Source organism: Aquibacillus albus, from assembly GCF_016908325.1.
Taxonomy (GTDB): Bacteria; Bacillota; Bacilli; order Bacillales; family Amphibacillaceae; genus Aquibacillus_A; species Aquibacillus_A albus.
The window spans coordinates 16,179-40,725 of sequence record NZ_JAFBDR010000023.1; the positions used below are offsets into that span (position 1 = coordinate 16,179).

Here is a 24,547-nt window from a genome sequence, read left to right on the forward strand (position 1 = left end):
TTTTTACAATGACAAAGCCAGCCTTTCAATATCAAGACTTTGTACGTCACGATTGGGTCGATTATAACGGCCACATGAACGACGCAGCCTATGCTAAAGTATTTAGTTTAGCTGTGGATGCGTTTATGGATGCAATTGGACTAGATGAGAATTCGCGTGTGGAATATCAATACACTATCTTCACGTTAGAAACACATTTATGTTATTTAAAAGAAGCACATGAAGATGAACAACTGACAGTAACAGTACAACTGTTAGATGTTGATGCGAAGCGATTACACGTTATTTTTATAATGAATAATGCCAACAACGAAGCAATTGCAACTAGTGAACAAATGTTAATGGGAATGGATACGTATCAAGGAAAACCAGGACCTTTCCCGGAAGCTATTACAAATTTTATAGAAGAAATTTGGAATGAGCATAAACAGTTGGAAATCTCAAAACAAGTGGGTAGGACCATTGGTATTAAAAGAAAAAGTTAAGACAGGTGCTTTTTCTAAAAAACACCTTTATAAGAATAGGAGAATGTTGATGAATAAGATTGAAGTAAATCACTTAACAAAAATCTTCGGCTCTCATCCACAACAAGGTCTCGAACGGTTAAAAAAAGGAGAACAAAAAAGTGAAATCCTTGAAAAAACCGGAATGACCGTCGGTGTCAATCAAGCCTCATTTGCCGTAAAACCTGGAGAAATCTTTGTCATCATGGGCTTATCCGGCAGTGGTAAATCAACATTGATTCGCTTAGTAAATCGGTTGATTGAACCTACAGACGGAGAAGTATTAATTGATGGGGAAGACATTACCAAAATGGACAAAAAATCTCTCATTAATACAAGACGTAAGAAATTAGGAATGGTTTTCCAAAAATTTGGTTTACTACCTCATAAAACCATTTTAGATAACGTTGCTTATGGGTTAGAGATCCAAGATGTGAGTAAAGAAGAACGAGAGAAAAAAGCGCTTGAAACAATTGAAGATGTTGGTCTTAAGGGTTACGAGAATAGTTATCCTAGCCAATTGAGTGGCGGAATGCAACAACGAGTTGGAATTGCACGTGCACTTGCCAATGATACAGATATCCTGTTAATGGATGAAGCGTTCAGCGCATTAGATCCTATTATACGAAGTGAGATGCAGGATGAATTGCTAAAAATACAAGACAAATTAGATAAAACGGTATTATTTATTACCCACGACCTAGATGAAGCATTGAAGCTTGGCGATCGTATTGCGATTATGAAAGATGGGAAAATTGTTCAAATCGGAACATCAGAGGAGATATTGGAAAATCCTGCCAATGACTATGTCTCCAACTTTGTTAAAGATGTAGATCGTTCGAAAGTTCTAGAAGCATCCCATGTCACGAAAAAACCTAAAGTTGTATTGTCCTACAAAGATGGCCCTCGCGTTGCAGTAAGAAAAATGGAGGAAGCAGGTATTTCTAGTATCTTTGTTACTGACAAAGATAAAAACCTAAAAGGATTATTAACCATTGATGATGCTGTTAAAGCTTATCAAAACAATATCTCAATGGAAGAAGTGCTTATCTCAGATGACATTTATACTACTTCTCCAGATACACCTTTAAATGACTTGATTGGTGTCGCTGCAGATGTGAAGTATCCAATTGCCATCGTTGAAGAAGGAAAACTCCTAGGAATCGTATCACGAGTTTCGATTCTTTCAGGATTAGTGCTCGGAAAGGAGAAAGATGAGGTGGGTACAGTATGAATTATTTTACTTTCCCATTAGAAGATTGGACCAATAGCTTTGTTAACGGTTGGTTACTTCCGGTCATGAGTGGATTTTTTAATAGCATTAGTATCACACTTCGCTCATTTATTGACGGTGTAACGAACCTTATCCTAGCTATTCCTCCTGAGGTAATTGCTATTCTGCTTATACTCTCAGCCTGGAAACTTGCTAGTAAAGGTATCGCATTATTCACGCTAATCGGTTGTCTTTATATTGGATCCGTCGATTTATGGGCAGAAACAATGCAAACTGTTGCAATTGTTATTGTCTCAACAATTATTTCTGTCATATTTGGAGTTCCTGTTGGTATTTTAAGTGCTAAAAGTAAACTAATCGACCAAATTGTTCGACCAATATTAGACTTTATGCAGACATTACCTATTTTTGTCTACTTAATTCCTTCGATTCTACTATTTGGACTTGGTGGTGTACCAGCGGTTATAGCAACATTTGTATTCGCTGCTCCACCTGCTGTCCGTATGACACGATTAGGAATTATCCAAGTTCCCGAAGAGGTAGTGGAAGCATCAAAGGCATTTGGTGCAACGTCGAAACAACTGCTATTTAAAGTTCAACTACCACTTGCTGTGCCGACCATTATGGCTGGTGTAAACCAAACGATTATGTTGGCACTATCTATGGCTGTTGTGGCATCAATGATCGGTGCCCCAGGACTTGGTTCAATTGTATTGTCAGGGATTTCAACGGTTAACGTTGGTCTAGGATTAACGGGTGGTTTAGCTATTGTTGTAATTGCTATTATACTTGACCGAATTACACAAGGGATTGGTCAAAAATTATAAATAGATATAAGTGAAAAGTCCAAACAAAGAACAAATATCATTTTTTATGATTATATAAAGGAAAAAACAAAGGAGAGGTCACATGAAAAAAGTAGTATTAAGTATTATCAGTGTATTATTCGTAATGGTTATCGTTGGTTGTTCCCAACAAGAAGAAGATACTAGTAGTAACCCAGAAGGTACAGATGAGAAGCAAACCATCACATTAGGCGTTACACCATGGACAAGTACTGTACCTCCAACGGAAGTTGCACAAATTATCTTAGAAGACATGGGTTATAACGTAGAGCAAACACAAGCAGATGCAGGTAGTACGTATATCGGCCTTTCTCGTGGTGATATTGATGTATTTATGGACGGCTGGTTCCCAGTACATGATGTATATATCGAAAAGTATAGTGATTCTATTGAAGAAACAGCAGTGAGTTATTCTGGTGCAGATTCTGGTTTAGTTGTTCCAGCTTATATGGAAGATGTAAACACTGTTCAAGACTTAGTAGGTATGGAAGGTGAATTTAATAATGAGCTATACGGCATTGAAGAAGGTGCAAGTGCTACCGGAGTAATTGACGAACTTATTGCAGGATATGGTTTAGACATGGAACAGGTCAATTCTTCTGAAGGTGGTATGCTTGCTCAAGCGATGCGTAAAATGCAAGCGGAAGAACCAGTTGTATTCTATGGCTGGCGTCCACACACAATGTTTAACAAATTTGATTTGAAAGTACTTGAAGATACAAAAGGCTTCTTTGAACCAGCAACCATTAAAGTAATTACTAACAAAGAACTACAAGAAACTGCACCGGATGCATATGAATTCTTAAGCAACTGGAGTATCCCACTTGGTGATGTGGAAGAAATGATTGTTAAAATTGAAGAAGAAGAAATCCCGTCGAACGAAGTAGCACAAGAGTGGATTGATAACAATCAAGATAAAGTAAATGCTATGTTAGGAATAGAATAAAGAAAAAACAATGCGGTCTGTGTTGAGATTCAACACAGACCTTGTTTATACTCTCAAAAATTTTATAGTAGACAGTATAAGTAAAACTCCGACACTCGCTATTGGATGAGGATGAGGTGAATGCCGAGTTTTTTCAAATATATTCAAATAATTTATGAATGATTATTTAGGAAAGGAAATCAAAAAATGAAGGAATTAAAGCAAGTAACGGTTGAGCGAGATGTTCCATGTAACTTAAGAGATGGGACAACTTTATATGCAAACATCTATCGACCTCAAGCAGCAGATAAATATCCTGTACTACTAACTCGGTTACCCTATAATAAGAACCTTCCAGCGTTTTCTCACAGATGGATTGACCCTATTCGTACAGCATTACAAGGTTATGTCGTAATTATTCAGGATGTTCGAGGTCGCTATGCATCAGAAGGTGAATTTGAACCTTTTGTCCAAGAAGCAAAAGATGGTTATGATACCGTCGAATGGGCCGCGAATCTATCATATTCTAATGGGAAAGTAGGAATGTTCGGCCTATCCTATTATGCTTTTACGCAATTATATGCACTACTAGAACAACCACCAGCTCTAAAAGCTATATTTCCTGCTATGACAGGAAATATTTTTAATGAACCGTTTAGTGAAAATGGTGTACTAGCATTAGCTTCAGCAGAAACGTGGATGCTGGATTCATTAGCTCCTGACTACTTAAAAAGGAAGCTAAAAGCTGATGACTATCAGGCAGCAATGCAAGAACTCATAGAGGATCTTAATCAGATTGAAAAATGGCATAACTATAAACCGATTAAAGATTTGCCAGCAGTCATGAAGCACCCTGCGCTTCGAGAGATATATTCTAGGTATATTAATCAAGAGTTCACTAACAAAGCAAGTGAGAATGCCATGACTAAAAACTATTCCGCAGTAATGAATATTCCTGCTTATCATCTCGCTGGTTGGTATGATAATTTCTTGAGTCAGACACTACTAAACTATGAGCAGATGTCTAAATACAATCACCACCAGAAATTAATCATTGGTCCTTGGGGGCATGGAATGGTAGGCTCAGAACTAGGGGAACGAACTTTTGGTGTCCATAGTTCTACTCACTCCATTGATGGTAAAAATGACCTCACATCGCTTCATATTCAATGGTTTAACCATTGGCTAAAAGAAGAAGACGAACCTTTAGTTACTAACGATGATGCTGTTAAACTCTTTGTAATGGGGATAAATGAATGGCGGTCTGAAAAGGAATGGCCGTTAACACGCACCGAATACAGAAAATACCATTTTCATAGTGATGGCCAAGCAAATACTCATGTTGAATCAGGGTATCTAAACACGACAACTCCAGCGAATGAACAACCTGACCAGTTTATTCATGACCCGGTAAATCCAGTACCAACCCATGGTGGTGGAACGTTATTTTATAATGGTAGAAATGCAGGACCCCGGGATCAAAGATTAATAGGACAAAGAGATGATGTTGTTACTTACACATCTCAACCAGTAGAAGAACCATTGGAAGTGACAGGCTCAGCAAAAGTTGTTCTATGGGCGTCAACGGAAGCCACTGACACCGATTTTACAGCAAAATTAGTCGATGTTTTTCCTGATGGTACAGCCTATAATCTAGCAGACGGTATTGTCCGTACTAAGTATCAAGACGGCAATGTGGACCAAGTAAGTGTAAATGGTGAGATTGTTCGCATTGAAATTGAGTTATGTCCTACAAGCAATGTATTTTTACCAGGTCATTCGATTAGAATTCAAATTGCATCTAGTGATTTTCCACGCTATGATGTGAACCCAAATACAGGTAAAAGCACAATGGATACAATTGATTTGATAAGGACCAACCAAAAGGTGTATCATCAAACAGACTATCCGTCCCATGTGATATTACCAGTAATACCTGAATAAATTTATGGTCAGACACTGCAAATAGACAATCGTCCTTTTAGTGCCTAACCCTTTTTCACCATGAGTTATATAACATATGTTCCTGCTTATTATATTTGTCTTTTCATTCCTTTTATACATTAAGCATTCTCTAATGTGAGTTTAAAAGATAAAGATTTAAAATAATGAAAAAATATATAACTCAGTGAATTATTCAAGTTATAGCGTAGTTCTTTTTATTTTTAGTGTTTGTGTGTATGAAGTGGAGAACGGTCCACCGGTACTTATAAATAGCGATATGTAGCGATTTCCAGACGTTTTGGAAGTCGCTTTTTTGCGTTTTTAGGCACGATTTAGTCGTGCGAACCAATAATGCGAAGTCAAAGACGTCCTATTGTTCGAAATATCAATCCGAAAGGGGTAATTCGAATGGTAAGACATAAGAATAAACTTTCCCCGAAAGTCCTTCAAACGTCAAAATCCGAAATTGATTCATTTGAATATCTTTACAATCTATTTATTCGTGATTGTAGGATTCGAAATCTATCCGACCATACTTTCAAATATGCCTTGACTTTTATTAGAAAATTGTTGTTTAAAAAATTGCTTTCACTATAATATGTGGGGAAAACTACCCGATTTGTGACTATTAATTTTGAAATTATTTATATTATAAAACATACCTAAGAACAAAAATTGGAATTGTTTTACCATTTCTTATAACCTATAATCGGAAGGAGAAAGGGGACATATTCATGGAATTTGTAAGAAAGAAACTACTTCAAGCAATTGGTGTTGTTGGATTGACAACTTCATTGATTGGTTGTTCAACACAAGCGGTGGAAATAGAAAACGATTTTTCAGACGTATCAAACGACTATTGGGCGAAAACCGAAATCAACTACTTAGAAGAACAAGGAATCATAAACGGTTATCCCGACGGAACCTTCAAACCGAATCAAGCGGTCACACGTTACCAAGCGGCGGCAATGTTGAAAAAGGTCTTGGACTTGTCGTTGGTGGAAGGAACACCCGTACAATTTAATGATATCGCAACGGATTCCCCACGTTACAAACTAGCGGCTACTATGTATGAAGCGGGATTGATACGGGGTTCAAACGGAAACTTCCGACCAAACGAATCATTAACACGGGCACAAATGGCAACGGTGTTGACACGTGCATTCGATTTTAATAGAAATGAAGATTTTTATTTTACGGATATTCAACCCGACTATTGGAATTATACCGAAATAGCGGCGTTGGCGGATAGCGGAATCACGGGCGGAAAAGGTGATGGCACATTTGCACCTTCCGAACCGACGTCAAGGGCACAATTTTCCGTTTTCCTTTATCGTGCAATGGACGGGGAACGACAAGGACTTGAACTGTTGGCAAGTGATGTTCATTTCGAAGTTGATTTGAATAAAAATGAATACGACTTTGACGGTAAAGAATATACTGTAAAAAACAATGCGTTATATGTACGTGAAGGGGACGAAGAAAAGACCGTCAAAAACCTTCCAACTGATTCAGTTGATTTAATAACGTATTCGGGTTCAAAAATGTTTTATTCCGACGGTAAGAAAATTGTTTCTTATGGTTTGTTGAATGGTACGGAACGAACTATCTACCAAGGCGGCAATATTGAATTATTGTTCGAATATCAAGGGAAATTAATTATCCGTGATGGTTTAATGCACGTAACGGATTTGGACGGCAATTCATTAGAAGACAAAATTGATATTTATACGGGTGCAAAACCATACGAAATTAATGTCGTAGAAAGTACGTCCGAATACACGGGAAGAACTACTTTAAAAGTTTGGGAAATGAAAGAAGACTTAAATTTGCCGTTAGTTAGGATTATATCAAGATAATTTTATATTTAATTGGGAGAAAGGCGACCAATGACGAAAGGTCGTCTTTTTATAAATAAAATTGGGTGTTATAAAAATTTCAAAAAAAAATAAGACGGATTTTATGTCCGCCTTACTCAAAGTGTTCTTCGATATATTCTTGTTCTTCTTCGTCGGTCAATAACCTTGTTGCTTTTCCAGCCGTACCGTTCCGTTGTTCCCAAATATAGTTGTGAACGTCAACCGCATTTTCGAAGTTTCCTTGTTCCCATTGCGACAATGCGGAAGATAAGAATTGTTCATTCGCAAAATCCTTTTCGTATATGATTTCACGCATTTTTACAATTCGTTCTTTCGTAATTTCTGCCGAACCCCATTTTTCATCCGCATACACTTTTTGGTGCGTCATTAAATGAATATTGTCCAAGAACTGATATTCCTTAATGTTTTCATTTAATGGAACAAAATCTTGGGAACCGACCATTTCCACTTCACTATTCGATTCGGAAATCGCCCATGCGATAAATGCAAAACCGAAAAGTGTTACCACCGCACCGATTGTCATAGTAATACCCGCAAATATTCGTAAAATCATTTTGAAATTTATACGTTCAACTGTACGTTTAATCATAGGATAATAACCCCTTTGCCGTTGTAATCTTGTTTACTATTATAGCAAAAATAAAAACCTTTCAAAGTCTTGTTTATAAACAATTGTAAATTGGGACTTCGGTTCATTCGAACCTTTTTCGTGTGGAATAGTTGTGTTATAATTCGGAAAAATTATTGAATGAAAGGAACGTGATTCATTGTGAAGAAAATACGAAATTTAATTACGAAGTTTCCAATGCTTTTCATTATGTTGTCTATCATAATTGTACATAGTTCGGTAACTCCTTTTAATACTGTATTTCGTGGTGAAGAAGTTGGTGGATATATAGACCCGCTTTGGTTTGAAACCCTTACGTTTATATTTGTAACGTTTATATATTCGTTTCCTTGGATTGTCGGGGTGATAGTCTTATATTCAACGATAAAACTTATAAATGAATTACGTACAATAAATACAATAAAATAAAACGATTCAAAAGTATTTCCCTTAGTAAAGATAACAAAATGAAAGGCGGGTGATTTTGTGAAAAAAGCGTTTAGAAAACTACCTTCAATTTTCGTGATTTTGACGTTTGGTTTTTTAGTAGCGTTTACGAAAAACTTTTCGGTGTTTGAAAGTAATGATACTTTTGGCATTGGATTTCATACTATTAAATATTTAGTTTATTCTTTAATGGATACATTTAAAATTACACTTGTATTATCCACGTTTTACTATTTAGGGAAAGGAATATATGTTGTCTATATAAAACCGTTAATTAAGAAAGTCGTATAAAGATATGAAAGGCGGGGTTTTACAATGGAGAAATTATTACGTATTGAACGAACCATATTTAATGCCGCATTTACGGTGTTTATGGCTTGGTTTATATCGTTCGCATTCAAAAATAATTTCCTTACCGAAGAACAACTACAACACTTAGGCGGATTCTTTAGACCGTGGTGGTGGGTTACAATTGAATTCTTTCTTGAAGTTTTCGTCATATTTATGATTGTTCGTACGGCTCGATTAATACTTGTTGAATCCTTTAAAGGTTTCTATTTAAAGATTAAACAACGTAAAAAACTAATTCAATAAATTTCTTTCTATGCGTCTTCCTTCGAATGGTCGTCCTTTTATATTGTTGTCAATTCCGATATAATGGACGTAACATTGAACGGAAGGGGAAACGTAATGACGCAATATTTAAAAGACCGTTTACTTTTGAAATCGATTGACGTTCACAAGAAAATCATGAACGGGGCGACGTCCGAAGACCTTGTTTCGTTTGGATTCGAAAAGGACGCACCGATTGACCGAATCTATTTGCATAACCAATTCACGGTTATTTCGTCATTGGATTTCAACTTCGAAGAATCGACCAATCCCGAAAGTTTACACCTAATGATCTAGAAAGGAGTCTCTATAAAGGAGATATTGTTACTCCTGCACTAATAAGATTAGTTTACAATTTTATACAAAATGGATATAAGGTAGCTTTATTGTGTAGAAGGGGTAGTGGTTTACCTTGGTATACACCATATAATTCAATAAAGCGGAAGTTCCATGTTGAATTTCTCGAAACAATAAGAAATTCTCTACCAGAAGAGTATAGACCGATGGTAGTAGCAATGGATACTGTACATTCCTATAAAGGAAAAGAAGAACACGCAGTGATTGTGGTTGATGCAGTTAATCGTAGTTTTCCACTTATACATCCAAGAAATATTTTTTTTGAAGTACTAGGTAATACTATTGAACGGGTAATCTCTGAGGAAAAAAGGTTATTTTATGTTGCATTAAGTCGTGCTATGAAATCCATTGTATTTCTGACGGAAGGTGGAAATGTTTCCCCTTTTCTTATGAATGTGATTCGAAAGTCTGTTATTAATCCGATTGATTTGAATATATTAAACGTACCTGAGAGGAAAGGGACTCATTACGTAGTAAGAGTAACTAACAAGTACTCGTTTGAAGATACTTACAATATAAAATCTTATTTAAATGAAAATAAATATCATTGGAATCCTGTAGATAAAACCTGGAACAAACATTTTGATGGAAGAAGTTTCTCAAGAGAATCTATCCTTAGGGAGTCATGGATAGGATACGCAAAAAACGTAAATATTTCTGTCCAGGATGAATTTGAAAACAAAATAATGGATATTAGTCTTGAAAACGGAAAGATTCAATGAGAAATATCAAACTATCTAACTGCATTTCTATAAAATATATAAGAAACAATTTTTTGATAGGTAGTACCACTTTTCTAAAGGGGTACTACCTATTTTTATCATTAATTATATGCCTTCTCCCTTAATTCCTTTATCTAAATCTTGGTCAAGAATGTGATATGGATACATTTTTCTTATATCTCCATTTTCCCTTGCTTGTTCAAAGTTTTCTTCCTTCCCATACTGCACAAGGGTACACAAGCTTTATGCGGGGTGTGACAGGCGTATTTTTATTCAATCGAAAACACATAGGGACAACGGCGTTTGTCCGTTAGTACGGTAAAGTGATAGTATATGTACGCCGCATAGTTCTTCTTAAAGATGTGCAAATGCATATAACGTCTATATAGCTAAATTACAATTTAAGAAAACGTAACACTTTACCGGGGGATTGTTCTGTTCAGGGTTTGCGGTTACGCACCATAATTTTGGTTACTGAAATTTTAAAGATGCTGGAACAATATCCATCTTTATGTAAGTAAACCATATTTATCAAGCTGGACAATATAACCTTTATCATCATCAAATGATTTATCAATTCTTTCATAAGCTTCTTCAGATAAATCTTTTTCATTTATAGTAAAAATAGTCGGTTCACCTTTATCAGTTATTTTACCAATATGTTTTTCAATAAATGAATCAATTTCTTTATCTGTATCAATAAGGATTGTGTTTTTTGAAATTCTATCCTTAACTAACCTAAAATCAATAATACCGTATTCACTGGTTCTTGACTTGGTTAATAGTAAAATACTTTCTGCAAGCTTGGTTTCATCTGAATTAGCTTCCACATGATAAGTAAACCCTTGTTTTTCCTTCATATAAGCACCCACCCTATAGTTATATTATGACTGAATATTTCTTAACCTTAGAAAAGATTCTAGTCTAAGTTATTTTTCATATAGAACAACACTTTTTCTAATTCCAAAACCTAATGTTCAAGGAAATCTATATGGTTTTGAGTATCATTATTATCAGTATCAATTGAATTACTTGTTTGCTTAGTTAGTAAATCCAGTTTGTTATTAATTTGTTTTACATCTAGTTTAATTCCTTGTTGTTCTTGTTCTAAACTCTCCATCCTTGTTTCATAATTTCTAACTTTTCCATAATTGCTTTCAATGTTTTTTCCATTCAGTCCATCTTCCACATGTTCAGTATAATTTTTTCTTTTTATTATAGCATGTCTTACTTTATGCCAAAATGAAACACCTATTATATGAACAGGTTAATAAGCTGATGAAATGATATAAGCAGATGAATCTTGTTTTAAAACAATAGTTCCAAGCTTTTTAAAATTAAAATATCATGTGTGATTATTCTTTTAGAGAAGGATTGAAAGTGTGGATGCTGGTTTTCCAGCATCTTTTATTTTATCTAATAAGCAATTTTATTGTAGTAATTACTGAAGGTGGTGAACTCATTGGATAATGATTTATTAATGTATTGCAGAATAATTTCCGGATTTAAAACACGTAAAGAATTTGCTGAAGCTTTGGGTGTACATCCTTCTAGTGTTACAACAAGGTGGGAAACTGGAACTGTACCGATTAATGAACGCTGGAAAAGTAAAGTTTTTCAGTTACTCGCTTCAAAAGGAATCGGACAAGAAGAAATAGATTTATTATCAGAACTGAAAAGGGGATATGGAACAAATGAAAAATCTGAAAGATGAACTTAAACAATTAAGAGTAGTAAAGAAAGCATTGAATGTGGAAAAGCACCAGCACCAAGTAGGGGTGCTATCTGTTTTAGTATCTGAAATATATGATTCCATTAAATTTAATGAATTGGATGTATATGTAAATTACAACAATGGAAACTAAGAGTTCTGGAACTAGAAGAGCTCATTTTTTTATTGATGATGAAGCTTGGGGGTATATAAAGTACGCTATAAATTATAGTGATATTGTTGTATTGGCATGGGGAGAAATTGTTTATAAGGATTAATATGATTAATAAATACTAGCTTATTGTAAAAACATAAATTCACCCAAGTACATGCTAGGGAAAAAGAGTTGCGGGTGGTATTATAGAAAAAACGTTAAGTATTGTCTGGGGGATTTAAGGATGGCTCTACTTCAAGAGGAACTAAAAATAACAACGATTCAAGAATTACTTGGAATGAAATTAGCCTTACCATCGTATCAACGTCCGTATAGTTGGAGTGTGAAGGCTACAAATACGCTTTTTCTTGATACATATAATGCATATCAAGAAGATACACAAGAATACAGAATTGGTTCTGTAATTTTACATAAAGAAAATGAAAAATACAACGTTGTGGATGGCCAGCAGCGACTGACAACCCTTTCGATTCTTTTATATTGTTTAGGTGATGAGACTCAAGGGCTATTACTAGAAAAATACAATCAACTATCTAATGATGTATTAGTGACTAATTTTGAAATTTTATCTAAGAGGATAAGTGAACTTTCAGATGATGAGCAAAGTCCATACAAAGAATATTTACTTAAACATTGTAGTGCCGTTCAAATTGTCACAGACAACGAGCAAGAGGCTTTTCAATTTTTCGATTCACAAAACTCCCGGGGCAAAGAGTTATCACCTCACGATTTATTGAAGTCATATCATTTACGAGAGATGGATGATGAAGACGAACATCAGAAAGTAAGAGTTATCAACCAATGGGAAAATGTGAACCAGGATGATTTGAATGACTTATTTAATAGTTATCTTTACCCTTTGACGCAATGGTATAAGGGAAAGAGTGGTTTGGGCTATTCTTCAAGTGAAATTGATGTGTTCAAAGGAATTAAAACAACGAATGCATTTAATTATGCCATCTATCATAAAGCAAGTAACATTTTCGTGGAACAGTTTAATACAAATGGAAGTAATGAACTACTTGCATCTAGAGCATTAAATCAATTTCAATTAACACAGCCGCTAATGGCAGGAAAACGATTTTTTAATTATGCTCTTCACTACGGAAAACAACTTGAGCAAATACGAAAATTAATAAATAAGAATCACACAGAGGAACAAATTCCAAGTAGACGTTCTGGAGATATTTACATTAAGAAGTTATATGAATGTGCGTTATTGTTTTTTGCTGATCGCTTTGGTATTGAAAACCTATCTAAAGGTGTGAGGCAGCAGCTATATTCATGGAGCTATTCTTTGCGACTGACCATGGATGCTGTGTACCTTAAGACAATCAATAAGTACGCACGAGGAAGACATGAACGTGTAAACAAGGATTTGGATCTGTTTTCAAGAATTAGTGAAATGAACCATCCAGAAGAATTAAAACTTATTGTTTTGGAACAACCTGCTGTTGAAAATAAAAATAAAGAGAAATACAAAGCGGTGTATGATTTACTTTGTAAATGGAATAGGTGGTAGGCGATGGATAATAATCTGAAAATTATACCGGTATCAAGCATTTTTACTAATATTAGTTATGTGATTCCGATTTATCAAAGAAACTATGCATGGGGAGAAGTGCAAATTGAACAACTGATAGAAGATATTGATAGTTCAATAAACGATCCAAATAAAAACTATTTTCTTGGAAATCTTATTGTTAACCAAACGGATAATAATGTTTATGAAGTGATAGATGGCCAACAACGTTTGACAACACTATTTCTATTAGCAAATTATCTTGGTATGAAAATTGCGAAAGATGCGTTGAGATTTGAAGCACGAGAAAAATCCAACCGTACACTTAAAATGATAAATGACAACAATGCTGAATTGCTGGAGGAATTAGTATCTGGTGAAATTTTAGAGGGTTATCAAATCATTGAAAACTATTTTAAAACTAATGATATAGTCGAAAATGAATTAATTAGTAAACTAGAGAAGGTTTTTCTTATTCGTACACAAGTCCCACAAGATATTGATTTAAATCATTATTTTGAGATTATGAATACTCGTGGGGAGCAACTTGAACTTCATGAAATAGCAAAAGCAAAGTTTTTAGAAGTTTTGGATACAGAACATGATAAAAAAACTGCTGCATTGATTTGGGACAAATGCTCTGATATGGACTCATATATCCAAATGAATTTTGATTCCAAAGTTAGAAAAGATCTTTTTACAAATGATTGGACTAGCATTAAGGAAAGTATCCGGGATTTTGATTCAATTAGGGAATGTGTTCCGAATGGTGAAGATGACAAAAATTCAGTTCCTTTAATTGAAATTCTAAAAGAAAAGAAACTTCTTAATAATAGAGTAAGTAAAGATGAGATTGAGAATGAACGTTTTGAATCGACTATTTCATTCACAAATTTTTTACTTCAGGTAAATGCAGTTATTGATAAGTTAGGAGAGGAGGATTCAACACTTGATGATAAACACTTCTTGAATAATTTATCATGGGCTTGGCGTGATGCAGATAAAGCTAAGAACTTTTTATATCATATACTAAAATGTCGTGTGTTATTTGATAAATATATTTTGAAACGTGAATATGCTAGAGATTATAAAGAAACTGGTAAATGGTCGTTACAACGATTAGAGAAATATAGAGATGCGAAAAGCGATAAACCAAAGTATGTAGGTACTTTTGGTGATGACGATAGTAAGAATAATAAACAATTAAGAACGCTGCAATCCTGCTTGCGCATAACCTACACAGCACCTAAAACTATGCATTGGATTTCACTAGTCTTAACAAACTTATTAGAGAATGAATCATGTGACATCATTAAAATCCTTGAAGATTATTGCAAGTCAAAAGTTATCCAATCAGGCTTTGAGAATACAAGTGGATTTGGTTTTGAAAGAATCGTATTCACTTACCTTGATTATCTTTTATACAAGGATGGGTACTCTTACTTGGGTAGGAGGATTATTCCGCCAATGCGTGATGACTGGCAATTTCAGTTTAGAAGTTCCATTGAACATTTCCAACCACAGAATCCATTTGAAGATGTAAATTGGGAGTCAGATGACCTTAATGGTTTTGGAAACCTTGCACTGATTACAGTGTCAGGAAACTCGAAGTTTTCTAATTTACCACCAGAGGGGAAAATCAGCTCTTACCCAAGCATTATCGAGCAAAGTTTGAAACTTAAGATCATGAAAGAATTAGTCACTCTTGATGATCCAAAATGGACTGAGGAAAAAGCGAACAAACATAAAGAAGAAATGTTTAGGATTTTGAAGGGCTAGTATTGAAGAGTGAAGGTTAATGAAATATGAAGCCGATGGTTTATCGATAACTTTCCAAATACTTACAAGGCGAGGTCGGATACCTGGTACTACACGTGGACACCTGTCCATTGATAGTACCAGGTACTGTTTTTGAGCTCTATTATCTTAATCTTTCTATAGATATTCTTGAATTATAGCTTTCGGGATGATAAGAAGCCGCTTCAAGTAAATAATTTGTAGACGTCTACACAAATATAGAGTTTTTGGATATAATACAACTATAGGATAAATAAAAAATACATTGGTAAGGGTGTGGAATGTATGAATAGAGTGAACCAAATAGCTATAGATAAAATTAGACATTGGTTGGACGAAGAAAATAAATCGATACAATGGTTAGCTAAAGAGATAGGAATAAGTAAATCCCTAATGGGGCACATCCTGACGGGAGAGCGACAGTTTTTACCTGAAAGAATGTCGCAAGTTGCTAAAGTTATGGGTATTTCAGTTGAGGAATTGCTTTCAAAAGAAAGTGAAGAAGAAAAAGCGTATACCTTATCTTTAAGAGGGAAAGCAGATTCCAGAGCTGCAAAACGTCACCTGAATAACATGCTATTTGCTATTGAAGATAGTCTAAGAATTGAAGAAATGAATTCAGCAAAGGATTAAGTAAAATGGATAAAATTCAATATAAGTCTGAACAAGTAGGAGAAGCTTTTGCATATCAAGCATTGTTTGAATATTTTGGTGCAGAGATATTTATTGGTCCAGGACTTGAATTAAAACTTCAAGAACTTGCGAATGTAATTTTTCAAGATGTCCCAGATAGTGAGTACTATGGAGCAACAGTTAGATATAAAACGGGCGAAACTTTTGTTGGTATTAACACACAACAACCATTGCGTATTCGTTATTTTACGGCTGCTCACGAACTATGGCACTTACTTGAGTTCAGTGAAATGATTGTGGAAGAAATAAATCATGAAAGAGCAGCTGACAGATTTGCAGCAGCTCTTATGATGCCAGCTTCACTTATACGTCTGTTATGGGAACGTCTCAGAAAAGACTTTGGAAATGAAAAGGCAGTAATAATGATAGCCGATATGGCTTCTGCTCCGTATGAAGCAGTAGTCAGGCGAATTAAGGAATTAAAACTAAATATACCATCATCTATAAAGAAATATTCAGAGAGTGAATGGATTAACCAACGTAAAGTACTCCGTCTGACAGAAAGTCCACTTGACAAAGCCTTTCCTTTTTCCCAGTTTAAGAAATATGAAAAAGAGCTTGAAAACTCTATTCAAAAAGGAAAGCTAAGTAATATGGAAGCTGCAAGTAAATTGGCTCAAGTGTCCCCTGACATAGCTAAGGAATATCAACAAGAAGCAATTAAAAAGTTAAATGCTGCACAAGAAGAGGATCAGCAATAATGGGGAGATCAGGTAAAGTATTTATAGATGCTAATATCATTAACTTAGCTGTCGTTTACAAAAGGGAAGATGTCTTGGGTTGGATAAACAACCTCTACGATAAGATTTACATACATATTTCTGTTATGAATGAACTTATTACTAATAAAAGTTATGCAGAAGAACAAATAGAAAATGGCAATTGGATACTTTTTGATCCAGATGATGAAAATTGCTTATCTAATGAACAATTTACAATTTATGAACATTACATACAAAATGTAAGAGATGGATTTCGTCGATTAAATGAAAAAAAGAAAAAACAGGGCCGAGAAATCAAAAATACGAGTAATATTGGAGAAATTGATTCGTTAGCTGCAGCAATTCTTTTATCGGCTAATATTATATGTAGTAACGATTACGAAATAAGAGAAGTTATTGAAGACGAGGAATTCAGTGTAGCAGTCAGTGAAGAAGAAGTGCCAGAATTGATTGTACAAGACACAATTGAAGATTTTTGCGTTTTTTGTGTTCAATACGGTATTGCTTCTAAGAAGGAGGTACGTAAATTTTTTAAGGTGGTTTATACAGAGGATGAAGATTATAAACGTCAAAGAAAATTGAACTCACTGAATAATAGGTTGGATACCCTAAACTGAATTTTGTAAGATTTGCAGAGAAACATACAGCTATGAATCTAAGCAATTTAGACAGCTGTCATTAAATAATATTTCAACTACTTTATTGCACTTTGTACAAATAGTATCACCGTCCTCAGGAGTTTTCAGAAGTTCATCTAACCTATTTCTTGTGATAGAGTTTTTAAAATCTTTAAATTGTTCATGTGTGTTTTTATTTCCATATAAGCGATGGAATTCACGATGAATCTTTTTGTGAAGGACAACGCCTAAACCATATACTCTATGCTTTTTTAAGAAAAGAGATCTAATTTCATTAGTTATACATGGAGCAAGATACCAATCGCTATCGATAATTTTACTTTGCGTTAATTCATCTACTGTTTCTTCTAATATACTGCTAAAACTTTTCAGGTGATGAACAGTTAAATCGTATGTGAGTCCACTAATAATACAAGCGTAGTGTCCATGATATAGGCTTGCTTCTCTCCACCCATAAATTTCTTTTTCCCTTCTTAGTTTTTTGAGAATCGGTGAAAAGCTTCCAAGCATTAAGAATTCAGACATGATTACTCCCCCTTACCAAATGATATGTATGGAGCAAAATAAAATGTTAAATCATTTGTAATGTTCTTGAGTACTGCTTTATTAAATTTCAACCAGTTATATCTAGGCTAATTGACTGAGAAAGAAGTCTAAGTAGCTGATTAATGAAGGACAGGATACTTCAATCCTGTCCTATTCAAATTCCCCCAATCATGTCCTCAAAATTATTAACAGTCTCTCTTTCAACTTCAACACGTAATTCCCTAACGACATAGGAATAATTTTTAAAGGCAGATAAGGATATTCTTGAGAGGGTAATCGCACGAAATTCAGGAAACAGTTGGAATAGTTTGATGCCACAGTTAAAATTTAGAGATGCTAAAAGGTTAGTGCGTAACAAACTAAAAGGCATATACAATACATTAAGATGGACATTGGAAAATTCGGATATTCCATCGGAGAGGAATTCGTTTACTATTCCGAAATCTATCCACCTTCATTTGCACATACGTTATCAAAAAGGTACACCAAATTTGGTGTACCTTTTTGAGTACAATATAATAAATAAACGTTAAGTGTATCAATTAGAAGGATTTTACATTTTTATAATAGAAAACATATAGGTAAAAAGACACTTTTAAAGACCAGATGTCGAAGTGACATCACAATCTGAGTTTTGTAATAGAGAAGAGATAGACAATAGAAATGAGAATTTACTTTTAAAAAAAGGAGGTCACTATTTTGAAAATAATACTAGGTTATTGGTTAGATTCTACCACCTATCCAGATGCACTAGGGCAAGAGGAAGCATCTGTTGGGACAGTTGTTACTGGCTTTAAAGGTTTTATTGGAATCTTAGAAACACAGTTAGGGCTTAACTCCCCGGAGGTATCAGAGAACCTACGAATTGCAAGCTGGCAGGAGCTGCTCGGTAGTCACGCTTCAGAGGACAAGCCCTATGCGAAATCGTATCAGACGGATTCATGGAATACCGCAAAAGAGTTGCTGCGCCGGCGTGATGAATTAGTGTTAGCGGGTTGGGACCCGGAAGAGCACGTTGGTGGAAGTGATTGGATCCAAACCTTGGCAGAGCTTGAGCTTGCTAACGAAGACAAGTTGCTTGGTTTCCCAGATAGAGTACAGGCATTACTGTACACGCTCAAACAAACAGACCGCAAGCTAGATATCGATCAAATTAGGATTGTAGATGAAGACGAACAGCTTTGGGATGTGTGGGCTATTCAATTAATCAATTGCCTGAAAGACCTCGGCGTGCAGGTGACCAAGCAATTACCTTCCATAGAAGAGAATAACTCACGTCCATTGAATGACCTATCACTTCTACAATCTGTTTTTGCAGGTGAAACAGAGCCAAAGGAAGCGACTGGGGACGGGAGCTTGCTGCTTGTAAAAGCAGGACAGGAATGGGATGCAGCGGACTTCCTGATTAGCTGGTTACAGGAAAAAGGTTCAGACGACACGATTCTGATAAAAGGAGAAGGTTCGCTGTTTCTTGATGAGATGCTTCATCGGCGTGGAGTTCCTGCTGTTGGAACATCTGTGCCATCGAAATGGCGTGCGATTCTACAAGTATTACCATTAACGATTGAAACCTATTGGCAACCACAAAGAGTCGATCAACTGCTTGAATTATTAACAATTCCGTCTTCTCCTGTCCCTGGGAAAATTCGCTTTAAGCTTGCAAAAGTATTAGCAAATGCTCCTGGAATAGGTGGACCGGAGTGGGAGAAAGCAATTGAAGAGGGAATGAAGGCATATGAAGAAGCGTGGGAAGAAGAAGAATTTAGTCAATCAGATCTGAAGAAAAAGAGAAAGAATCTAGAAGATAAACTTGCCCTTTGGATTCAACACGATTACTTTGATCCATATGTTGGTATGCCTGTGGAAAAGCTATCACATATTTGTCAAAAAGTAGGGCAATGGGCAACAGCGAGATTCCAGGTTACAGGTGACATCACCTATTCACAAGTGATGCAGCATGCAACTGAAATCGTGACAGGAGTGAAAACCCTAGGTGTAGAAAACGTTACCCGATTACAAGTGGTCCGGGTGATTGAGTCGGTGATTGGAGAAGGTGCTCCGTTGCCAAATAATGAGCAAGAAGCTTCCAAATGGGAAATAGTGAAGCAACCAGGCGACATTTGGAATCACGGAGAAACAATCCTGTGGTGGGGATTTCATAAAGACATGTCAGGACCGAATATCCGAACGTGTTCAACAAAAGAGCGCTTATGGCTTGAGGAACAAGGGATCTTCCTATTAGGGGAGGATGTAAAACGTCGTAGAGAAGCAGCTTCATGGCAACGTGCTGCCCAATTAGCGAACAGGCGGTTGATCTTGATTGCTCCGACAAAAGTAAAAGGGGAAGAACGGACGATGCATCCGTTTTGGGATGAGATTCGTTATGCCGTAGCAAGAGAAGATACAACCGTAGATAAACTGACCGTGGATGCCGGAGCATTGCGAAAAGAGTTGAACTGTACCTTAGAAGAAAAAGCGGTTGAGCGTGTGCCATTAGAATCCCGTGCGCTTCCACAGCCAATAAGATCTTGGCGTCTGCCGAGAGATGTTGTACAACCGCAAAAGGTCGAATCGGCAACAAGTATGGAAAGTTTAGTTGGGTGTCCCGTTCGGTGGACGTTCCAGTATGGCGCGAAAATTAGGCAGGGTAGTATCTTGTCTCTACCGAATGAGTCGATTATGCTTGGAAACCTCGGTCATAAAATTTTAGAGATATTAATAGAAGAGAAAACGAATTGGGACACGGACGAGGTAAGATTTCGGGGAGGAGAATTGTTTGATGAGTGGGTTCCGAAGTTAGCTGCACCCCTATTAAAGCCTGAAAAGACCAGGTTACTAAACCAAACGAGATTCCACCTCCAAGAGTCATTGAAGAAATTTTTCCTTGTGCTGAATGAGGCGGGAATAAACATTCATTATACGGAACATGAGCTGCAAAAGCCTTGGAATCACAATGTTGAATTTAAAGGAATATTGGATCTCGTTGGGGAAACCCCGTCCGGGAACAAGATGTTAATTGATGCAAAATGGTCCAAAAGAACACAGAACTATAAGAAGCGTATCGAAAACCTTTCTGTTCAATTGGCGTTGTATCACTGGCTGTTATCCGACAATTCTTCTGATGAGTTGCCTGTCGCTTATTTTATGTTAAGTACTGGTGAGTTTTTTGCACGATCACATGAAGAAGTACCACAGGAGCACCACGTCGAAAGTCCGTCTCTTATAGAATCCTATCAAACTGTAAAAGAATCCGTTCAGGAAGTGTGGACACATTTGGCGGAGGGGACAGCGATTGCGACAGGGGTTGCTGCGGAAAATCCGGATGATGATGACAAAATATTTACATCCATCATTGATCCCCCATGTATTTTTTGTGATTACAAAAATCTCTGTGGTGTAAGGAGCGTTAAAAAATGACAGGTAAATTAAAAATGCTGAGTGCTGGTGCAGGAGCGGGGAAGACAACGCGGTTAACAAGTGAAATTTTGCAATCGATACAACACGATGTGCCGCCAGAGAACATTGTAGCAACAACCTTTACAAAAAAGGCCGCAGATGAGCTGATGGAACGTGTACGTATCAAGCTGCTAGCAGAAGGGGATGCAACCGCTGCTGCTCGAATTCTAGATGGTTACATGGGCACGATGAATAGCGTGTTTGGTCGCCTATTAAAGGAGTTTGCCTTAGAGATGGGGTTATCTCCTGTTCAAAAAGTATTGGAAGACTCAGAAGCTAATACTTTGTTTGAGAGTGTTGCAACAGATAGTATTGATAAATTTGATAGAGACTACCGCCTCGTTTTTTTCCGTCTTGGCTTAGAGGATTTTCCGAAAACGGTGCTCAACATATTAAGGCTTGCTAGGGAAAATGGGATGGATTCAACGGATGTAAAGAGATGTGCTGACTATTCTTGGACACGCATGAATGTATGGCTTCCGGATCCTTTGGACAATGCAAAGGAATTGGATCAAGCACTTCGCGACGCATTGACTGTGGCGATTGGACAGTTCCCAATCGAGGATAATACGAAAGCGACCACAAATGCCATGAATGACATCAAAGCAGCCCTCCACATGTGGGAACGGTATGGTACGTTGTCTTGGCAGCTTTGGGCAAAATTGATGAAACTAAAGCCGGGAGCGAAAAGCAGGGAGGTAGTATCGCCAATACATGCTGCTGCCTCGATTCAGGACCGGCACCCTAGGCTTCATGAAGATTTGAAACACGCTATGTTTGCTTTGTTCCATTGTGCAGCTGAGGCGATGGATACATATGCAGAAGAAAAAGGGAAGCGTGGTTTAATTGATTTTACAGATCAAGAAGCATTAGCATTAAAGTTATTGCAGGATGAGACGTACCAAGAAAGATTAAAGGATAGAATTACAGAAGTTTTCGTTGATGAATTTCAGGATTCCAGTCCGTTACAAATTGCTTTGAATATGCAGTTGCGAGAAATTGCTGATAAAGCGACATGGGTTGGGGACGTAAAACAAGCGATTTATGGCTTCCGAGGGACGGATCCAGAATTGATGAATACGGCAATGGAAAGTATTCCTGATTTGGATATCGAGGTATTGGATAAGTCCTATCGATCTAGGAAATCCCTTGTTACTTTTGTGAATGATTTATTTGTACCTATTTTTAAGACAAAAGGAATGACAAAAGAGAAGGTTGCTTTAGATCCTAAGCGTGACGATAAACCTGAGCAAGCTTTAGCAATTGAAACGTGGTCTTATTCCGATTCGAAAAATCAAACTGCTGATGCACAGCATTTAGCTTTCGGGGTGAAGAAAGTGCTCCGCAATCGAGACGACTATCTCGTTGTTGATAAGATGACACGTGATCTCCGTACCTTAAAGCCTGGTGATATCGCTATCTTATGTAGGGCTAACGAGGATTGCTGGAAAGTGGCAGGAGCCTTGTCTCAGATCGGGATTCCGGCTACCGTAGGGGAAAATGGCTTAATGGCAACGCGTGAAGTAGTTTTTGCTGTAGCTGCTTTTCGATATTTAATTGATTCGAATGATACGTTAGCATTAGCTGAAATCATTCATTTTTCATCTGAAAAGTGGGGCGAGGGACGCTGGTTATCGGAATGGTTAGACGAGGAAAAGCGGATGGATATCTTAAAGGAAGAAGAACCGATTCAGCGTTTGGACACGGCACGTGGAAAGATCAATCAAATGAGCCCGTCAGAAGTATTGGATATGGCACTTGTTGCGGCAAATGTAGACGAAGTAACACTTAGATGGGGAGATGGCGAGCAGCGGTTAGCCAATGTAGATGCCCTTCGTAAATTAGCAACACAATTTGAAGAGATATCATCAACCAATGGCACAGTGGCAACGACAAGTGGCTTCTTATTTTTCCTAGATAGGGCTGAGCAAGACAAGAACTTAAATCTTGTTGCGGAATCGGCTGATGAGAATGCGGTTCGAGTGTTAACTTACCACAAGGCAAAGGGATTGGAGTGGCCTTTTGTTATTTTAAATTCCTTGGAAAAGTCATCAGGCCGAAGCAAGCCGCCGGTATTTGACCAAGTTACTGCCGTAAGTACAACAGCCTTTCAAGTAGAAGCACCACTAGAAGGACGACAGTTATTTTATTGGCCGTGGCCATACGGAAAACAAACAGCGCATGTTAGCCTAGATGGCTATGTGGAAAAAGCCCCTGAGCTACATCGAAAAAAACAGCTTGACTTAGAGGAAAACCAGCGATTAATGTACGTTGGAATGACTAGAGCTAGGGATTACCTTGTTTTTGCAACACGAGATTTTTCAAAGATTGGCTGGTTAGATGAATTATCCGATGAGAGCGGTCAGCCAGTGCTGGGGAACTTAGGTGTTGAAGACGAAGCAGATGATCCAGAAAACTTAGGTGGAACGATTTTTGTGAATGGAGAGGCACATCCATGTAAAGTGAGAAACCTGTCCATAGAGGAATTGGAAGAAGAAGAGACAATCGAATCAGAGGCTTCCTTCGTATATGTTGGAAAAAGAGGAGAGCAAGTGCAATTCGAATCTGCAAGGTTCCGCCCAAGTGGGCATGCCGAAGAGCTTTTAGGCGACGGAGAAAACCTGGAAACGGAGAAGGCTTACGGAAGAATTCACCGAATTGGAACGCGCCTTCCGTTAGCTGGCAGTCCTGACATGGCATTACTTGGAGAAGTTATTCATGACTTTTTAGCAGCGGATGATCCAACAAAAGGATTGGAAGAAAGACTGGCAATGGCAAGAGCGATACGGGAGAGGTATGATACGTACGCCATTTCTGAACAATCGATGGTCCAAGCGGCGAACTGTTTGGAAGCGTTCGTGGCTCAAGAATACCCTGATATAATCGAACGTCATGACGAATGGCCGATTCACTTACGAAAAGGCCTCCAAAAGGCATCTGGCTGGATCGACATGCTGATACAGACACCAAAAGGTTGGGTCATTATCGATCATAAATCCTTTCCAGGTAAAGAATCAGACTGGCTAACCCGCGCGACAAGCCATCTGCCACAATTGCAAACTTATGCAGAAGCTATTTACAAAGCAACGGGAAAACCAGTATATGAAGTGTGGATTCATATGCCAATCGTTGGTGCAATGATTCACTTCGCGAAGGAAGACCTAAAACTACCGGTGCTAGAGTAGTAGTAAGAGTGGTATCTGTTCTAATA

At 37.0% G+C, this 24,547-nt stretch carries 24 protein-coding genes; 19 read left to right on the forward strand and 5 right to left on the reverse strand.

Going from position 1 to position 24,547, the window contains the following annotated elements:
* Positions 1–8: 8 nt before the first annotated feature.
* The 6 genes from JOC48_RS16845 to JOC48_RS16870 all read left to right on the forward strand — a co-directional run bounded on the left by JOC48_RS16845 (position 9) and on the right by JOC48_RS16870 (position 7,310).
* The gene (locus JOC48_RS16845; RefSeq protein ID WP_204501584.1) at positions 9–485 is read left to right on the forward strand and encodes a thioesterase family protein; all 477 of its coding nucleotides are present in this window, start codon (positions 9–11) and stop codon (positions 483–485) included.
* Positions 486–534: 49 nt separating this feature from the next.
* Positions 535–1,737, forward strand: coding sequence for a quaternary amine ABC transporter ATP-binding protein (locus JOC48_RS16850; protein ID WP_204501585.1), 1,203 nt, complete (start codon positions 535–537; stop codon positions 1,735–1,737).
* Entirely contained in the window at positions 1,734–2,564 is an 831-nt protein-coding gene (locus JOC48_RS16855; RefSeq protein ID WP_204501586.1) for an ABC transporter permease, read from the forward strand. The genes JOC48_RS16850 and JOC48_RS16855 overlap by 4 nt, the downstream gene beginning before the upstream one ends.
* 82 nt (positions 2,565–2,646) lie before the next feature.
* On the forward strand, positions 2,647–3,528 hold the full coding sequence (locus JOC48_RS16860) for a glycine betaine ABC transporter substrate-binding protein (protein ID WP_204501587.1): 882 nt from the start codon (positions 2,647–2,649) through the stop codon (positions 3,526–3,528).
* Positions 3,529–3,714: 186 nt separating this feature from the next.
* Positions 3,715–5,451 carry a CocE/NonD family hydrolase gene (locus JOC48_RS16865; RefSeq protein WP_204501588.1) on the forward strand — a complete coding sequence of 579 codons (1,737 nt, stop codon included), beginning with the start codon at positions 3,715–3,717 and terminating at the stop codon, positions 5,449–5,451.
* A gap of 734 nt (positions 5,452–6,185) precedes the next feature.
* Complete coding sequence (locus JOC48_RS16870; protein ID WP_204501589.1) at positions 6,186–7,310, forward strand: S-layer homology domain-containing protein; 1,125 nt, start codon at positions 6,186–6,188, stop codon at positions 7,308–7,310.
* Between the two features lie 112 nt (positions 7,311–7,422).
* Here JOC48_RS16870 and JOC48_RS16875 read toward each other — a convergent pair whose 3' ends face one another.
* Positions 7,423–7,920 carry a DUF6241 domain-containing protein gene (locus JOC48_RS16875; protein ID WP_204501590.1) on the reverse strand — a complete coding sequence of 166 codons (498 nt, stop codon included), beginning with the start codon at positions 7,918–7,920 and terminating at the stop codon, positions 7,423–7,425.
* A gap of 504 nt (positions 7,921–8,424) precedes the next feature.
* Here JOC48_RS16875 and JOC48_RS16880 point away from each other — a divergent pair.
* The 4 genes from JOC48_RS16880 to JOC48_RS16895 all read left to right on the forward strand — a co-directional run bounded on the left by JOC48_RS16880 (position 8,425) and on the right by JOC48_RS16895 (position 10,076).
* Positions 8,425–8,676, forward strand: coding sequence for a hypothetical protein (locus tag JOC48_RS16880; protein ID WP_204501591.1), 252 nt, complete (start codon positions 8,425–8,427; stop codon positions 8,674–8,676).
* Between the two features lie 24 nt (positions 8,677–8,700).
* A complete protein-coding gene (locus JOC48_RS16885) occupies positions 8,701–8,979 on the forward strand; it encodes a hypothetical protein (RefSeq protein ID WP_204501592.1) in 279 nt (92 codons plus the stop codon).
* Positions 8,980–9,075: 96 nt separating this feature from the next.
* Complete coding sequence (locus JOC48_RS16890; protein WP_204501593.1) at positions 9,076–9,294, forward strand: hypothetical protein; 219 nt, start codon at positions 9,076–9,078, stop codon at positions 9,292–9,294.
* Between the two features lie 206 nt (positions 9,295–9,500).
* Positions 9,501–10,076 (forward strand): 3'-5' exonuclease, encoded by a 576-nt coding sequence (locus JOC48_RS16895; protein WP_204501594.1) that lies wholly within the window; start codon positions 9,501–9,503, stop codon positions 10,074–10,076.
* Between the two features lie 105 nt (positions 10,077–10,181).
* On the opposite strand, the gene JOC48_RS21580 is transcribed toward JOC48_RS16895, so the two are convergent.
* From JOC48_RS21580 to JOC48_RS16905, 3 genes are all read right to left on the reverse strand, one after another.
* Complete coding sequence (locus tag JOC48_RS21580; RefSeq protein ID WP_275580768.1) at positions 10,182–10,304, reverse strand: hypothetical protein; 123 nt, start codon at positions 10,302–10,304, stop codon at positions 10,182–10,184.
* 281 nt (positions 10,305–10,585) lie between these two features.
* Entirely contained in the window at positions 10,586–10,936 is a 351-nt protein-coding gene (locus JOC48_RS16900) for a hypothetical protein (protein ID WP_204501595.1), read from the reverse strand.
* Between the two features lie 110 nt (positions 10,937–11,046).
* Positions 11,047–11,265 (reverse strand): hypothetical protein, encoded by a 219-nt coding sequence (locus tag JOC48_RS16905; RefSeq protein ID WP_204501596.1) that lies wholly within the window; start codon positions 11,263–11,265, stop codon positions 11,047–11,049.
* A gap of 273 nt (positions 11,266–11,538) precedes the next feature.
* On the opposite strand from JOC48_RS16905, the gene JOC48_RS16910 reads away from it, so the two are divergent.
* The 7 genes from JOC48_RS16910 (at position 11,539) to JOC48_RS16940 (ending at position 17,313) form a co-directional block, all read left to right on the forward strand.
* Complete coding sequence (locus JOC48_RS16910) at positions 11,539–11,790, forward strand: helix-turn-helix domain-containing protein (protein WP_204501597.1); 252 nt, start codon at positions 11,539–11,541, stop codon at positions 11,788–11,790.
* Positions 11,771–11,941, forward strand: a complete 171-nt coding sequence (locus tag JOC48_RS16915) for a hypothetical protein (RefSeq protein ID WP_204501598.1) — start codon at positions 11,771–11,773, stop codon at positions 11,939–11,941. The genes JOC48_RS16910 and JOC48_RS16915 overlap by 20 nt, the downstream gene beginning before the upstream one ends.
* Positions 11,942–12,185: 244 nt before the next feature.
* Positions 12,186–13,484: a DUF262 domain-containing protein gene (locus tag JOC48_RS16920; RefSeq protein ID WP_204501599.1), complete on the forward strand. Its 1,299-nt coding sequence runs from the start codon at positions 12,186–12,188 to the stop codon at positions 13,482–13,484.
* Between the two features lie 3 nt (positions 13,485–13,487).
* Positions 13,488–15,263 carry a DUF262 domain-containing protein gene (locus JOC48_RS16925; protein WP_204501600.1) on the forward strand — a complete coding sequence of 592 codons (1,776 nt, stop codon included), beginning with the start codon at positions 13,488–13,490 and terminating at the stop codon, positions 15,261–15,263.
* A gap of 303 nt (positions 15,264–15,566) precedes the next feature.
* Entirely contained in the window at positions 15,567–15,914 is a 348-nt protein-coding gene (locus JOC48_RS16930) for a helix-turn-helix domain-containing protein (protein ID WP_204501601.1), read from the forward strand.
* 5 nt (positions 15,915–15,919) lie between these two features.
* Positions 15,920–16,675 carry an ImmA/IrrE family metallo-endopeptidase gene (locus JOC48_RS16935; protein WP_204501602.1) on the forward strand — a complete coding sequence of 252 codons (756 nt, stop codon included), beginning with the start codon at positions 15,920–15,922 and terminating at the stop codon, positions 16,673–16,675.
* Entirely contained in the window at positions 16,675–17,313 is a 639-nt protein-coding gene (locus JOC48_RS16940) for a hypothetical protein (protein WP_204501603.1), read from the forward strand. Before JOC48_RS16935 ends, JOC48_RS16940 begins: the two co-directional genes overlap by 1 nt.
* 30 nt (positions 17,314–17,343) lie before the next feature.
* Here JOC48_RS16940 and JOC48_RS16945 read toward each other — a convergent pair whose 3' ends face one another.
* A complete protein-coding gene (locus JOC48_RS16945; RefSeq protein WP_204501604.1) occupies positions 17,344–17,859 on the reverse strand; it encodes a hypothetical protein in 516 nt (171 codons plus the stop codon).
* Between the two features lie 720 nt (positions 17,860–18,579).
* Between JOC48_RS16945 and JOC48_RS16950 the strand changes: the two genes are divergently transcribed.
* Both JOC48_RS16950 and JOC48_RS16955 read left to right on the forward strand, forming a co-directional pair.
* Positions 18,580–21,297 carry a PD-(D/E)XK nuclease family protein gene (locus JOC48_RS16950; protein WP_204501605.1) on the forward strand — a complete coding sequence of 906 codons (2,718 nt, stop codon included), beginning with the start codon at positions 18,580–18,582 and terminating at the stop codon, positions 21,295–21,297.
* On the forward strand, positions 21,294–24,521 hold the full coding sequence (locus JOC48_RS16955; RefSeq protein ID WP_204501606.1) for a UvrD-helicase domain-containing protein: 3,228 nt from the start codon (positions 21,294–21,296) through the stop codon (positions 24,519–24,521). The genes JOC48_RS16950 and JOC48_RS16955 overlap by 4 nt, the downstream gene beginning before the upstream one ends.
* Positions 24,522–24,547 lie beyond the last annotated feature (26 nt).